Here is a 12,530-nt window from a genome sequence, read left to right on the forward strand (position 1 = left end):
GGCTGTGCAGACGGCGCGCTCACCCACCGCATCCGGTTCACGCACGCCGCTTGGAGGAGCAGCCCATGCCCGATTTCGAGATCCCGCCACCGCGCCACCCGCAGAGCCAAGGGGTGCCCGTCCCCGCTGCGCTGCCCCGCAGGGTGCCCGGCCCGCGCCCGGGGGTGCGCGCCGCTTCCTTCAGCGGGACCGACGACCAGGTGGCCCGCGTCCGGAGCTGGTGCCGACAGGGCACGCGCCTGCCCGCCCACCGGATGTTCCCCGTACTGCTGGTGGCCAGCGAACTCGTCACCAACGCGGTGCGGCACAGCGCCTCGGGCCAGAAGTGCGGGCGCGTGCGGATCACCGTGGAGACGATGCCCGCCCACGTCGTGCTGCTGTCGGTGACCGATGACGGCCCCCGCCCAGGACGGTCGGCCACGGTGCCCGCCCCGGCCGGTGACCCCGCCGGGCCGCTGCCGTCCGGCCGAGGCCTGCACCTGGTGGCGGCCCTGTCGGAGCGGTGGTGGTGGACCGGCTTTCCGGGTGGACCGCTGACCGTGTGGGCACTCATCGACCCCTACCGCGACCCCGACACCTGACCCCTGACCACTCCCTCACACGAAGATGCCCCGTCCGGTGCTTAGGACCACCGAGCCGGGGCGCGACCACCCACCTGACACAACCAGGAGGATGACCGTGCACCACACTATCGGGCGCCACCGCAGGCGCCACCGGACCGTGGCGGCCCAGGTGTGGGCCGTGGCCGCCGCGCTGCTCGCCGCGGCCCTGACCTTCGTCTTCGTTCCCCACACCCCGAAGCGGCCCAGGCCCCCGCTCACCCCGACACCGCCCACCGGTGCCCGCACCGCCCTCCTGTCCGTGCCTGAGCCGCACGGCCCGCGTCCGCAGCGAGAGCGGCGGGCACCCGTGGAAGAGCCCGACCCGGACCAGGTATGGGGTGCGCTGGTGCGCCCTTACATGCCCCCGCCGCCTGTGCAACGGCCGCCCGTGCCCCGGCCCCGGCGGGCCTTCGAGGGCGACCTGCTGGCCGCCGTGCCCCGACAGCAGCCCGATGACATGGCCGACCTCGCCGAGGCCGTGCGCACCTACCTGCGCACCGTCGGCTGAGAACCAAGACCGGCCAGGGGCGGCGCCGACACACGGCGCCGCCCCGGAAAAGGTGCTTCGCCCCGTGTCGCATCCCCGCCCCGCCCTGGCTTCTTACGGGGACGTAGGCCCCTTTCCGGGGGCGGCGACCGTGAGAGGACGAGAAGTGAACGACTACGAGCAGACCCTGGCCCGGCTGGTGCCCCGCATCACCGATCGGGACCGCCAGATCCTGGTCGCCCTGTGGCAGCACCAGGTGCTGACCACCCACCACCTGCACCGCCTCTTCTTCCCCGACGCCGGAGCCCGCCGGGTCCGCTCCCGGCTGCTGGCCCTGCACCGCTACGGACTCACCGACCGGTTCCGCCGCCACGCCCACGACCGCAACGCCCCCGACCACTGGATCCTCTCCCCCACCGGGGCGGTGCTGGTCGCCCTGTACCAGGGCAAGGAGCTCAAGGAGCTGAACTTTCGCGCCGACCGGGCTCTGGCGCTGGCCCACTCCCCGCGCCTGGACCACATCCTCGGCCTGGCCCGGACCCGCGCCGAGTTCACCGCCAGCGCCCGCCAGGCGGGCGCCGATCTGCGCCGTTGGAGGTCGGAGCGCAAGTGCAGGGAGATCTGGGGCCGCTACATCCGCCCCGACGCCCGCGTGCGCTGGGAGGAGAACGGGGCGGCGGTGGGCGCGTTCGTGGAGTACGACACCGGCACCGAGCCCCTCACCCAGCTCAAGAAGAAGATGCCCGGCTACGCACTCCTGGCCCAGCGCAGCAGGCCGCCCTTGATCGTGCTGTTCCTGGTCCACTCCGGCCAGCGCGAGGACAACGCCGCGCGCGTACTGGCCAAGTCCTGTACCGGCACGATGGGGGTGTACCTGACCACCCACCGGAAGCTGGCGGTCCACGGGGCCGCCGGGCGCATTTGGCGACCGGCGCACCGCTGTGACCGCGTGTTCCTGACCGACATTCCCCGCGACTATCCCAGTCGTGAAAAGGAGGTGTGAGTCCAGGAGAACGTTTCTCTGAATTCCGGAACAGACGCGCGGGAAAGAACTGTCTGCATTCGGTGGGACCTGCCACGGTCAAGGAATCCACCGATTGAGGCGGTGCGGCCGGGTGCGGTGAGAAGCGGGCACCGGAGGGGGCCTGTGACTGGGCCTGTGACTGGGCCGATCGGTGGTCCGGTAACCAGTCCGCCTTGGCCTCCGCCTGGGGCTCCGGCCTTGGGTGGACCACCCCTGGCGCTAGTCACAGTGCAGGTCGCGCGGGCTTGGGGGTGGTCCACCGGCCGCCCCGGCTGTATACCCAAGTAGGTCTTCACCTTCGCGTAGGGCGGGCGGCGCCCGGGGTGTGCGGGCGCGTGCTCGCCCCCGTACACCCGCCCCGCAGGCGCTCCCACTATCCCCACCCACCCGCCTCTTCCACCTTTTCTCTCCCACCACATCCACCCATAAAGAGCCACACCAAGGCAGCGGCCTGGCGCGGCCACGGCCGCGCAGAAAAGCGGCCGCAACGGCACCGCCCGTGCATTTCTCGCGCGCCGTTTCCACGGCCGCCATGGCGCGCCTGGCGCGTGCCAGCGCCAGCCGCACCGCGCGCCGCCGCCGTCATCTCGCAGGCCGGATGTCGCATCCGGGCCCCGGCACGGCTTCATAGGGGACCGTCACCGGGAAGCGGCGAGGCGACCCGGACCGATCACGAAAGGGCGGACATGGGCGATGCGCATCGGCGACGGCGGCAGTGGGGCACTGTGGCGGCCCCGACCCCGGTCCCGCGCCCCATGGGCGGTTCGGGTGCGGTGGGCGCGGACGGGCCGCGTGGCGGCCCCGCACGGCCCGAACCCCGGGGTGGGGGCTGGCAGGCGCACGCGGCGTGCCGGGGGATGGACCCGGATCTGTGGTTCCCGGCCCAGGGCGGGGCGGTGCGCGCGGCCAAGCGGGTGTGCCGGGCCTGCCCGGTGCAGGTCAATTGTCTGGCCGAGGCGATGAGGCGAGGCGAGCCGTACGGGGTGTGGGGTGGTGCGTCGGAGGAGGAGCGGCGCCGGTTCCGCGCTGCCCGCCGGGACGAGCGCAGGGCGAGGGGAGGTGGCGCCGGTGGATGGGAGCACGCGGCCTGAGGAGGGCCGGGAGGGCGGGGCGGGGGAGCGGTTGCTGACGATCGCGCAGGCGGCGCGGGTGCTGGCGGTGCCCGAGTCGTGGCTGCGCGAGCGGGTGCGGCTGCGGCGGGTGCCGCACCGCAGGCTCGGCAAGCACGTCCGCTTCACCGCCGCCGATCTGGAGCGGATCGTGGAGCAGTCCGCTCAGCGGGTGGCCCCCGCACGGCGCACCTACTACGGGAGGTCGCACACCTGGTAGGGGGAGAAAGGGGCCGGTGGGCGGGCGCGTGCAGGTTCTGGATCGACTTCGGGGCCAGCGGGGGCCGCAGCCATCCGTTCTTCTGGCCGCGTTCGGCGCCCTTCTTGCTGCCCTTGCCGTTGTTGGGGTTGATGGGGGTCCTGGGGTCGGGGATGCCGGTCTGGAGGTGGTTGACCCAGGCGCGGACGTCCTTGGGTTTGAGCTGGGACGTGTCGCGCAGGTTCACCTTCCCGAAGTGGGGGAGCAGGTGGCGGTTGAGGTCGCGGTGGTAGTCGGCGCGGGTGCGTTCGTCGATGCCGGACATGGAGTCGATCAGGTCGCGGGCGAAGTCGGTGAACAGCACCGGTTCGTCTTCGGGTTCGTCGTCGGTGTTCACCCATCCGTGGCCGGGGACCCACCCCTCGGCCCACCCCCGGCGGGGGATCCAGTGCTCTGGCCACAGGTGGCCCGCCGCTTCGACGTGGAGTTTGAAGGTGTAGGCGTCGGCGTGGACGTCGAAGGGTTCGGACTGGGGTGCGCCGCTACGGGTGCCGCCGAGGCGCCATTTGACCCAGTAGCGGATGCGTCCGTCGGCCAGTTTTCGCTGGTTGATGGTTGCCATGCGTGGACCATCGCTCGGGTCGGCGCGGAAGCGAAGGGAATTGGTGAAGGATCTCGGAGAACCTTCGACCCCGGTGCCAGAACAGGTGATCCATCCGTATTCGCCCTGGTTGTCGCGCTCACACGCCTGATTCGTGTACCCGCGCGCACCCTGGCCGGGGTGTGTATGACGGGGTGGTCGGAGGACACCCGCCGGGCGAATCCCGGCCCCGTGCACCCGCTGGTGCACCCTCGACGCGAAAACGGCCCCTGGTGTGCGAACGATATTCGCAGATCAGGGGCCGTCTTTCGAACGGAGCGGATGACGGGAATCGAACCCGCGCTATCAGCTTGGGAAGCTGAAGTTCTGCCATTGAACTACATCCGCGTCGTCCACCGATGGTTCACCGGTCGGCAACAAGGCCCATCGTAGCCCAACTCCGCTGTCGACGGGTAACCGGATTTCCGGCCCGTGCCACCGGGCCGCCGCCTCGGACGGGGCGTCGCCGCAGGCGGTAGGTTCGGACCGTGCTCCTCTCCGATCGCGATATCAGGTCCGAAATCGACGCCGGCCGGGTCGGTATCGACCCCTTCGATCCGGACCTCGTCCAGCCCTCCAGCATCGATGTCCGGCTGGACCGCTACTTCCGGGTGTTCGAGAACCACAGGTATCCCCACATCGACCCCTCGGTGGAGCAGCCGGGCCTGACCCGGCTGGTGGAGCCCCGAGGCGACGACGCCTTTGTACTGCACCCCGGCGAGTTCGTGCTGGCCTCCACCTACGAAGTGGTCAGCCTTCCGGACGACCTTGCGAGCCGCCTGGAGGGCAAGAGCTCCCTGGGGCGTCTGGGGCTGCTCACCCACTCCACGGCAGGGTTCATCGACCCCGGGTTCTCCGGGCACGTCACCCTGGAACTGTCCAACGTGGCGACCCTGCCGATCAAGCTCTACCCGGGTATGAAGATCGGCCAGTTGTGCCTGTTCCGGCTCTCCTCGTCGGCCGAGTACCCCTACGGCTCCGCCCGGTACGGTTCCCGGTACCAGGGGCAGCGGGGGCCCACGCCCTCTCGTGCGCACATGAACTTCACCCGAACGCCGATCCCCGCCCCACAGGAGCGCTGAGTACTCCAGTGCCGTGTGTGACGCGGCCCTGACCCAGGGGCGCGAGGGGCACCGTTTCGTTGAAGTGGCCACATTGAATAAGTGACCGGAGTCACATCTTTTCTCCCGGTGGCACAGATCACAACCGGGCGCTTTGGCGTGCCCACATCTCCTGATGTGGGCTGGTGGTCGATTTTTACCCAGGTTAAACCCGTTATCGGGTGTTTATCGTCGGGTTAAACCGTCGGTGTACTTCGCCGGTACCGTGACGAGCTGACGTGATCAGGTGACGGCTCTGCCCCGTCCCCGGGGGCGCGGACGGGGGCTCCGCGCCGACCCGTCACCTGAGGGAACCGCGAGCGACGAAGGGACACCACACTGTGCCTGGGCAGGCTTCGCGGCGTGACAGCCCCCTAGAGGAGACCGTGCCAGCAGTACGCGCAGACCACCTGTACAAGGTGTTCGGGAAACGGACGAGGGCCGCCGTCGAGCGTCTCTCTGACGGCAGCCACCGGGACACCATCACCGACCTCGACGTCACCGCTGCCGTCATCGACGTCTCGTTCGAGGTGCAGCCCGGAGAGATCTTCGTGGTGATGGGCCTGTCCGGTTCGGGCAAGTCGACCCTGATCCGCATGCTCAACGGCCTTCTGGAGCCCACCGCGGGCACCGTGGCGGTCGACGGCGTCGACATCTCCGCCCTGGACAAGAAGAGCCTTCTCGCGCTCCGCGGTGAGAAGATCAGCATGGTCTTCCAGCACTTCGCCCTCCTGCCGCACCGCACCGTCCGGGAGAACGCCGCCTACGGGCTGGAGCTGCGCGGCGTGCCGCGTGAGGAGCGCGACCGCAAGGCCGACGAGACCCTCGAACTCGTGGGACTCGGCGGCTGGGAGGAGCGGCTGCCCCACCAGCTCTCCGGCGGTATGCAGCAGCGCGTGGGCCTGGCCCGCGCCCTGGCCGCGGACACCGACATCATCCTCATGGACGAGGCGTTCAGCGCCCTGGACCCGCTGATCCGCCGTGACATGCAGTCCCAGCTCCTCGAACTCCAGAAGTCGCTGGGCAAGACCATCGTCTTCATCACGCACGACCTCAACGAGGCCATGCGCCTGGGCGACCGGATCTGCGTACTGCGTGACGGCCGCGTCGCCCAGATCGGCACCGCCCAGGAGATCCTCAGCAAGCCGGCCAACGACTACGTCGCGCGCTTCACCGAGGACGTCGACCGCACGCGCGTGCTCACCGCCGTGTCGGCGCTCGACTCCACAGCCGATGCCGACGACTCCCTGCCCAAGGTCGACGCCGACACCCCGATCGCCGACCTGTACCCCGACGTGAGCGCCGCCGACCGCATGCGCGTGGTCGACGAGGGCCGGACGGTCGGGACGGTGACGCGCGAGTCCGTGCTCGCCGCGCTCTCCGGTGCCGACGACGGGGAGGAGAGCCAGTGACACCCGTCGACTTCCCGCCGAGCATTCCGATCGGTGCCGGTTTCGAGGCGCTCAACAGATGGCTCAAGTCCACTTTCGGGTGGTTCTTCGACGCCCTCGGCGCGTTCATCAGTTGGTCCGTGGACCTCCTCTCCGGGTTCTTCACCGAACCCGCTGCCGGTCAGCTCGCGCTCATCGCCGCGGTGGCCGTCGCGCTGCCGCTGCTGCGGATCCGGACCGTGCCGGTCCTGGTGATCGCGGCCGCGAGCGCGCTGCTGCTCCTCCTCCAGGTGTTCGCCGGGGCGGGGGACTGGATCATCAACAACCTCCTGCCGCCCGCGCCGATCCTCTGGCTCATCGACGTGACCGGCGAGTACGCCGACGGGTTCTTCGTCGTCGCGTTCCTGTCACTGCTCGCCGTCACGGTGCTCGGGGCCCTGGAACGGTCGACCCGGGTCCGCACCGGTGTCGTCGCGGGCGGGTGGCTGGTGGCGGTCCTGCTCGGCTGGTTCGTGCTGCCCCTCCTGGTGACCGAACCCGAGGCGCTGCTCATGCTCCTGCTGCTGAGCCTGCTCGCCTGGCTGGTGGCCGGGTGGCGCATGGGCCTGTTCGCGCTGGTGGCGCTGGCGCTCGTGGCGTCCGTGGAGCAGTGGACCAACGCCATGGACACCCTCGGCCTGGTGCTCGTGGCCAGTGTCATCGCCGTGGCCGTCGCGGTGCCGATCGGGGTCCTGGCCGCTTACAACGGCACGGTCAGCAAGACGGTCAAGCCGATCCTGGACCTGATGCAGACCATGCCGGCCTTCGTCTACCTCATCCCGGCGATCTTCTTCTTCTCGATCGGGTCCGTGCCGGGCGTGGTCGCCACCATCGTGTTCGCGATGCCGCCCGGCGTGCGCCTGACCGAGCTCGGCATCCGCCAGGTCGACAAGGAGCTGGTGGAGGCCGGGGAGGCCTTCGGGGCGCCCAGCCGCAAGATCCTCACCGGGATCCAGTTCCCGCTAGCCCTCCCCACGATCATGGCCGGTATCAACCAGGTCATCATGCTGAGCCTCTCGATGGTCGTCATCGCGGGCATGGTCGGTGCCGGAGGCCTGGGCAACCAGGTCTACCAGGGCATCGCCCGCAACGACGGCGCTCTCGGGTTCGAGGCTGGCATCGCCGTGGTCATCCTGGCGATCTTCCTCGACAGGCTGACGGCGGCCGTCACCGACAAGACCCCGCAGGCGCGCGCCGCGAGTGCGCGCTCGTGAGAACCCAGATTCCGAAGAACCCAGATTCCGAGGGAAGGAAGAGTCTATGAACGCGCGTCTCGCAGCGCTCACGGCCCTGGGCCTGAGTGGAAGCCTTCTGCTGACCGCCTGTGGCGGCGGCGACCAGGACCTGACCGGGGAGGAGGGCGGCGACCAGGCCGCGGACGAGTGCGTGCCCGGTGCCGAGGCGCCGGTGGTCGAGAACGCCGACATCCCCGTGGTGGACATCCCCGAGTCCGGTGAGGACGCCGAGGAGATCAACATCGCCCTGATCCCGTGGGAGGAGGGCATCGCCGCCACCAACCTGTGGCAGGCGATCCTGGAGGAGAAGGGCTACGACGTCACCATCACCGAGCTCGACGTCGCCCCCATGTACCAGGGCACCGCCCAGGGCGACATCGACCTCTTCCTGGACACCTGGCTGCCCCAGACCCACTCGGACTACTGGGCGGACTACGGCTCCGACCTGGAGAACCTGGGTGCCTGGTACGACAACGCGGTCCTGACGCTGACGGTCCCCACCTACATGGAGGACGTCAACACCATCGCGGACCTGCGCGGGCACGCCGACGACCTGGGCGGCGAGATCGTCGGTATCGAGTCTGGTTCCGGCCTGGTGCGCACCACCAAGGAACACGCCATGCCGGGCTACTGCCTGGAGGACGACTTCGAGCTGCTGGAGTCCTCCACGGGCGCGATGCTCGCCGAACTGGACTCCGCCTACCAGGCCGAGGAGCCGATCGTCGTCACCCTGTGGCGTCCGCACCTGGCCTACGCCCAGTACGACCTGAAGGACCTGGAGGACCCCGAGGGCATGATGGGCGGCGCGGAGACGATCCACTCGATCGGCCGCACCGGTTTCGCTGAGGACTACCCGAACGCCGCCTCCTGGCTGAGCGGTTTCGAGCTCAACGACGAGGAGCTGGGCGAGCTGGAGGCCCTGACCGCGGCCGCGGACGTGGAGGACCCGCTGGAGGGCGCCCGCACCTGGCTCGCGGACAACCCCGAGTTCCTGGAGCGCACGCTGGGTGAGGACGCCGAGGGCCTGGAGTTCTAGGCCGTGCCTCTTCGAACCTGAAGCGAAGGGCGGGCCGCCTCCCCCTGGGGAGGCGGCCCGCCCGTGTGCGGGTCAGGGGGCGTAGTAGCCGCCCTGTGCTCCGGGGTTCCACCGGTCGTCCCGGGGGTTCTCCCGTTTGGGCAGGGCGTAGGCGGAGACGAGTCCGCCGATGAACCCGAACAGGTGCGCCTGCCAGGAGACGCCGGGGTACTGGGGCAGGACCCCCCAGATCATGGTGCCGTAGAAGATGATCACGCAGATCATGATCACGATGTCGACGGTCTTGCGCTCGATGATGCCGCGCAGGACGGTGTAGCCGAAGTAGCCGAAGACCAGGCCGCTGGCGCCGACGGTGAGTGTGCCGGGGGTGCTGAACAGCCAGACCCCCACCCCGCTGACCAGGGTCACGATCAGCGTGGTCAGCAGGAACCGGCTGAGCCCGCTGAAGGCCACCAGGGAGCCCAGGACCAGGAACGGCAGCGAGTTTCCGATGAGGTGGGGAAGGTTGCCGTGCATGAACGGCGCGGTCAGAACGGTCCAGAGGTCGTCGAGGGTCCAGGCGCGCAGCCCGAACCGCCTGTCGAGGCTCTCCATGAACAGGACGCTGTCGAGGATCTCGAAGACCCACATGGTCGCGAGCATCCCCGCTACGGTCAGGATGGCGGTGATTCTGGACTGCTTCACCCCACCGAGGGTAGATGATGTGCCCTGGTCCCGGTATGTCGGCGTGGTTCCTGGTGTGCCGAAGAACGGGGGCGGCCGGTGGGGCGCGGGCCCGTGCTCAGGACGGCAGCGCACGCTCGCGGGGCGGGATTCCGGCGGCGGCCATGAACGCCTCCACCCTGGCGGGCCTGGTGATCCCGGTCAGCGGCAGGTGGGTGCGGGCCGTGCGGCGCTTCTGGAGCGACGGGAAGCGCTTGGGCCGTCCGGCGGTGTCGTACAGGGCCAGGGACCGGATGCGGCCGGGAAGCACGTGGTAGGAGCCGATGGAGTGGAAGGGGACGCTGACGGTGTAGCGGCCGCGCGTGTAGTGGAACTCGCCGTCGGCGACCTCCAGCACGGGTGCCTTGATGAGGCGTCCGTGGACGGCCAGGGCGACGCCGCAGGCGGCGAGGACGAGGGCTGGGGCGACGGCGGCCCAGTGGCCTCCGGCGGCGATCGCGATGGCGGCGGCCGCCGCCACCAGCAGGCAACCGCTCCACAGCTCCACGTGCTTGCGACCCACGGGGCAGACCATGCGGACGGTTTCGGACACGGCGGGGCCTCTTTCGCTGAAGTGCTGCATGGGGGTGGTGGGCACCGGTCGAAACCCTATCGGCTCATAGGTCCTGCGCTCGGGGGTTTCGGACATCCAGTATGCCGCACGCTCACCGGCGCCACACCCCTTTTTGTTACTTTTTGTGACTATGATGTGCGCGTGTGTCATGATCGCGTCGGGCGTCGGTGTTCCAGCTGTTCGGGGCGGGTGCTGCGGAGGGTGTGCGGAGGTGGCCGCTTTCTCCGGCGGTGCGGTACGGAATGCTGGCCGTTGCTGCTCCCGGTTTACTCCCAGTAGCCGGAAAGCCTTGGTCGGGATCTATAAATTAATTATGTTACGCCCGAATCAAGGAGTCATGAAGATCGGATAGAGATCCGCGCTGAGCTGCGCGAACATACTCCCTTGCGGTGATGTTTCCCCGGAGTCACGAAGGCGGTTCCGCCGGGTCGAGCGAGGAGCGCGCGGCGATTGCGGATCGGTCACGAATTCGGCCTCAGGGCTATACAGACATTTCGCTTAATGGTCTTCTAGCTGACTAATCGCCTAACTTCGTCGGGGTATGCGCGAAGCATTGAAACGATAGACGTTCGGCTGGTATCAGTGACCAAGGGTGGAACCGATGCACAGAAGTAGGAAGACGCTTGCGCTCGCCGCGGCGGGCACCTCAGCGATGATGGCTCTGACGGCCTGCGCCGGCGGGGCGGACCCCGCCGAGGAGGTCCGGCAGATCACCTGGGTGATCAACAACGTCCCATCGCAGTGGGCCAGCACCAGTGGTGCCGGCGGCAGCGTCTACACCGTCCAGATGCTCTCCGGCGTGGTCCCCAACACCGGAACCTACCTGCCCAACGGCGAGTACGAGTTCAACATGGACGTCCTCGCCGAGGAGCCAGTCCTCATCAACGGCGACCTCGACGAGGGCCCGTTCCAGTACAGCTTCACCCTCCACGAGGACGCCGTCTGGAACGACGGTACGCCGATGACCGCCGAGGACCTGCGGGTCACCGTGATGATGACCGCCTCCCCCAGCGAGGGCTACTGCACGACCTGCGACCCCCGCGGCAGTGCCACCGAGGACATGATCGACACGATGGAGGTCGACGGCAAGACCCTCACCGTCACCCTCAAGGAGGGCATGGCCGACCCCGAGTGGACGAGCCTGTTCGACTTCGCCAGCGCGGGCGCCGGCTTCTACCCCTCCCACCTGGCCGAGGAGAACGGCTGGGACGTCGAGGACCCCGACCAGCTCGGCGAGTTCTACACCTGGCTGCACGACACCCGCCCCGAGTGGTCCGGCGGCCCCTTCCAGATCGTCGACGGCGACCTGACCAACCAGGTCGTCAAGGAGCCCAACCCCGAATGGTGGGGTGCCGAGACGCAGGTGGACCGGATCATCCACCCCTTCAACACCGAGGAGGGCACCTTCGTCACCGCCTTCGCCAACGGTGAGATCGACGGCGCCAACCCCGCCCAGTACTCCGAGGACGTCATCCTCGGTCTCCAGGACCTGCCGGGTGCCACCGTGACCGTCGCCGAGGGCTCCACCTGGGAGCACATCGACCTCAACACCGAGAACGAGTGGCTCGCCGACGTCGAACTGCGCCGCGCCATCTTCACCGCGATCGACCGCGCCGACATCGCCGAACGCCTCTACGGCACCGGCTACCCCGACTACGAGCTGAAGAACAACCACATCTTCAACAGCGACAGCGAGTACTACACGGACTACATCGGCGAGACCGCCCAGGGCACCGGTGACACCGAGGCGGCCATCGAGATCCTGGAGGAGGCCGGGTACGAGCTCGACGGGGACACCCTCACCCTCGACGGTGAGCAGGTCGGGCCGCTGCGGCTGCGCACCACCGACACCGACATCCGCAGCACCTCCGTGCAGCTCGTCCAGTCCCACCTGGCCGCGATCGGCATCGAGGCCAACATCGAGATGTCCGACGACCTCGGAGGCGACCTGACCGAGGCCGACTACGACATCTTCCAGTTCGGCTGGAGCGGCTCCCCCTACTTCGCCGGCAGCGCCCACCAGTTCTGGCACAGCGAGAGCGGCAGCAACTTCGGCAGCATCTCCAACGAGGACATCGACGCCGCCGCCGAGGCCGCCAACTCCGCCCCCACCCTCGACGAGGCCGCCGAGTACTCCAACGAGGCCGTCGAACTCGTCGTCCAGGAGGCCTACGTCCTGCCCATCCTGGCCGACCCGAACTACTTCTTCGCCAGCGACCGGGTCGCGGGCATCGAGGACAACCTGTTCTCCAGCTTCCGCGCCACCTACAACATCGGCGAGTGGGCCCTCGCCGAATGACCCGGGTGAGGCACTGAAGGCCCGGGCCGGGGCGCCCGCGACGGCAGCGCCCCGGCGCCGCCGAACCCCGGCCCGGGTCCGCCTCGGCCCGTT

13 protein-coding genes and 1 tRNA gene are annotated in these 12,530 nt (G+C 69.2%); 10 read left to right on the forward strand and 4 right to left on the reverse strand.

What is annotated here, in order from left to right:
- Positions 1-65 precede the first annotated feature (65 nt).
- The 5 genes from B042_RS0113145 (at position 66) to B042_RS25050 (ending at position 3,442) form a co-directional block, all read left to right on the forward strand.
- Positions 66-581 carry an ATP-binding protein gene (locus B042_RS0113145; protein ID WP_081748768.1) on the forward strand — a complete coding sequence of 172 codons (516 nt, stop codon included), beginning with the start codon at positions 66-68 and terminating at the stop codon, positions 579-581.
- Positions 582-672: 91 nt separating this feature from the next.
- Positions 673-1,110, forward strand: coding sequence for a hypothetical protein (locus B042_RS0113150; protein ID WP_051415671.1), 438 nt, complete (start codon positions 673-675; stop codon positions 1,108-1,110).
- A gap of 145 nt (positions 1,111-1,255) precedes the next feature.
- Positions 1,256-2,092 (forward strand): replication-relaxation family protein, encoded by an 837-nt coding sequence (locus B042_RS0113155; RefSeq protein ID WP_028648687.1) that lies wholly within the window; start codon positions 1,256-1,258, stop codon positions 2,090-2,092.
- Positions 2,093-2,799: 707 nt separating this feature from the next.
- The gene (locus tag B042_RS25045; RefSeq protein ID WP_028648688.1) at positions 2,800-3,204 is read left to right on the forward strand and encodes a WhiB family transcriptional regulator; all 405 of its coding nucleotides are present in this window, start codon (positions 2,800-2,802) and stop codon (positions 3,202-3,204) included.
- Positions 3,182-3,442 (forward strand): helix-turn-helix domain-containing protein, encoded by a 261-nt coding sequence (locus tag B042_RS25050; protein WP_081748770.1) that lies wholly within the window; start codon positions 3,182-3,184, stop codon positions 3,440-3,442. Before B042_RS25045 ends, B042_RS25050 begins: the two co-directional genes overlap by 23 nt.
- Here B042_RS25050 and B042_RS23100 read toward each other — a convergent pair.
- Together B042_RS23100 and B042_RS0113170 are read right to left on the reverse strand one after the other, a co-directional pair.
- Complete coding sequence (locus B042_RS23100; protein ID WP_155989077.1) at positions 3,348-4,043, reverse strand: N-terminal phage integrase SAM-like domain-containing protein; 696 nt, start codon at positions 4,041-4,043, stop codon at positions 3,348-3,350. The two genes, B042_RS25050 and B042_RS23100, sit on opposite strands and share 95 nt — an antisense overlap.
- 295 nt (positions 4,044-4,338) lie before the next feature.
- A tRNA-Gly gene (locus tag B042_RS0113170) sits at positions 4,339-4,409 on the reverse strand.
- 140 nt (positions 4,410-4,549) lie between these two features.
- Here B042_RS0113170 and dcd point away from each other — a divergent pair.
- From dcd to B042_RS0113190, 4 genes are all read left to right on the forward strand, one after another.
- On the forward strand, positions 4,550-5,143 hold the full coding sequence (gene dcd / locus B042_RS0113175; RefSeq protein ID WP_028648689.1) for a dCTP deaminase: 594 nt from the start codon (positions 4,550-4,552) through the stop codon (positions 5,141-5,143).
- A gap of 428 nt (positions 5,144-5,571) precedes the next feature.
- Positions 5,572-6,573 (forward strand): glycine betaine/L-proline ABC transporter ATP-binding protein, encoded by a 1,002-nt coding sequence (locus B042_RS0113180; RefSeq protein WP_028648690.1) that lies wholly within the window; start codon positions 5,572-5,574, stop codon positions 6,571-6,573.
- Complete coding sequence (locus B042_RS0113185) at positions 6,570-7,805, forward strand: proline/glycine betaine ABC transporter permease (RefSeq protein WP_028648691.1); 1,236 nt, start codon at positions 6,570-6,572, stop codon at positions 7,803-7,805. Before B042_RS0113180 ends, B042_RS0113185 begins: the two co-directional genes overlap by 4 nt.
- 46 nt (positions 7,806-7,851) lie before the next feature.
- On the forward strand, positions 7,852-8,862 hold the full coding sequence (locus tag B042_RS0113190) for a glycine betaine ABC transporter substrate-binding protein (RefSeq protein WP_028648692.1): 1,011 nt from the start codon (positions 7,852-7,854) through the stop codon (positions 8,860-8,862).
- A 72-nt stretch (positions 8,863-8,934) separates the two neighbouring features.
- On the opposite strand, the gene B042_RS0113195 is transcribed toward B042_RS0113190, so the two are convergent.
- Both B042_RS0113195 and B042_RS0113200 read right to left on the reverse strand, forming a co-directional pair.
- The gene (locus B042_RS0113195; protein WP_028648693.1) at positions 8,935-9,546 is read right to left on the reverse strand and encodes a rhomboid family intramembrane serine protease; all 612 of its coding nucleotides are present in this window, start codon (positions 9,544-9,546) and stop codon (positions 8,935-8,937) included.
- A gap of 97 nt (positions 9,547-9,643) precedes the next feature.
- On the reverse strand, positions 9,644-10,117 hold the full coding sequence (locus tag B042_RS0113200; protein ID WP_028648694.1) for a hypothetical protein: 474 nt from the start codon (positions 10,115-10,117) through the stop codon (positions 9,644-9,646).
- A gap of 622 nt (positions 10,118-10,739) precedes the next feature.
- Between B042_RS0113200 and B042_RS0113205 the strand changes: the two genes are divergently transcribed.
- Complete coding sequence (locus B042_RS0113205) at positions 10,740-12,437, forward strand: ABC transporter family substrate-binding protein (protein WP_028648695.1); 1,698 nt, start codon at positions 10,740-10,742, stop codon at positions 12,435-12,437.
- Positions 12,438-12,530: the final 93 nt, after the last annotated feature.

The organism is Nocardiopsis sp. CNT312 (assembly GCF_000515115.1).
Taxonomy (GTDB): domain Bacteria; phylum Actinomycetota; class Actinomycetes; order Streptosporangiales; family Streptosporangiaceae; genus Nocardiopsis.

Excerpts from the sequence above, each read along its gene's own strand:
- B042_RS0113145 (WP_081748768.1), top strand. The coding sequence starts at position 66 with ATGCCCGATTTCGAGATCCCGCCACCGCGCCACCCGCAGAGCCAAGGG.
- B042_RS0113150 (WP_051415671.1), top strand. The coding sequence starts at position 673 with ATGACCGTGCACCACACTATCGGGCGCCACCGCAGGCGCCACCGGACC.
- B042_RS25045 (WP_028648688.1), top strand. The coding sequence starts at position 2,800 with ATGGGCGATGCGCATCGGCGACGGCGGCAGTGGGGCACTGTGGCGGCC.
- B042_RS23100 (WP_155989077.1), bottom strand. The coding sequence starts at position 4,043 with ATGGCAACCATCAACCAGCGAAAACTGGCCGACGGACGCATCCGCTAC.
- B042_RS0113190 (WP_028648692.1), top strand. The coding sequence starts at position 7,852 with ATGAACGCGCGTCTCGCAGCGCTCACGGCCCTGGGCCTGAGTGGAAGC.
- B042_RS0113205 (WP_028648695.1), top strand. The coding sequence starts at position 10,740 with ATGCACAGAAGTAGGAAGACGCTTGCGCTCGCCGCGGCGGGCACCTCA.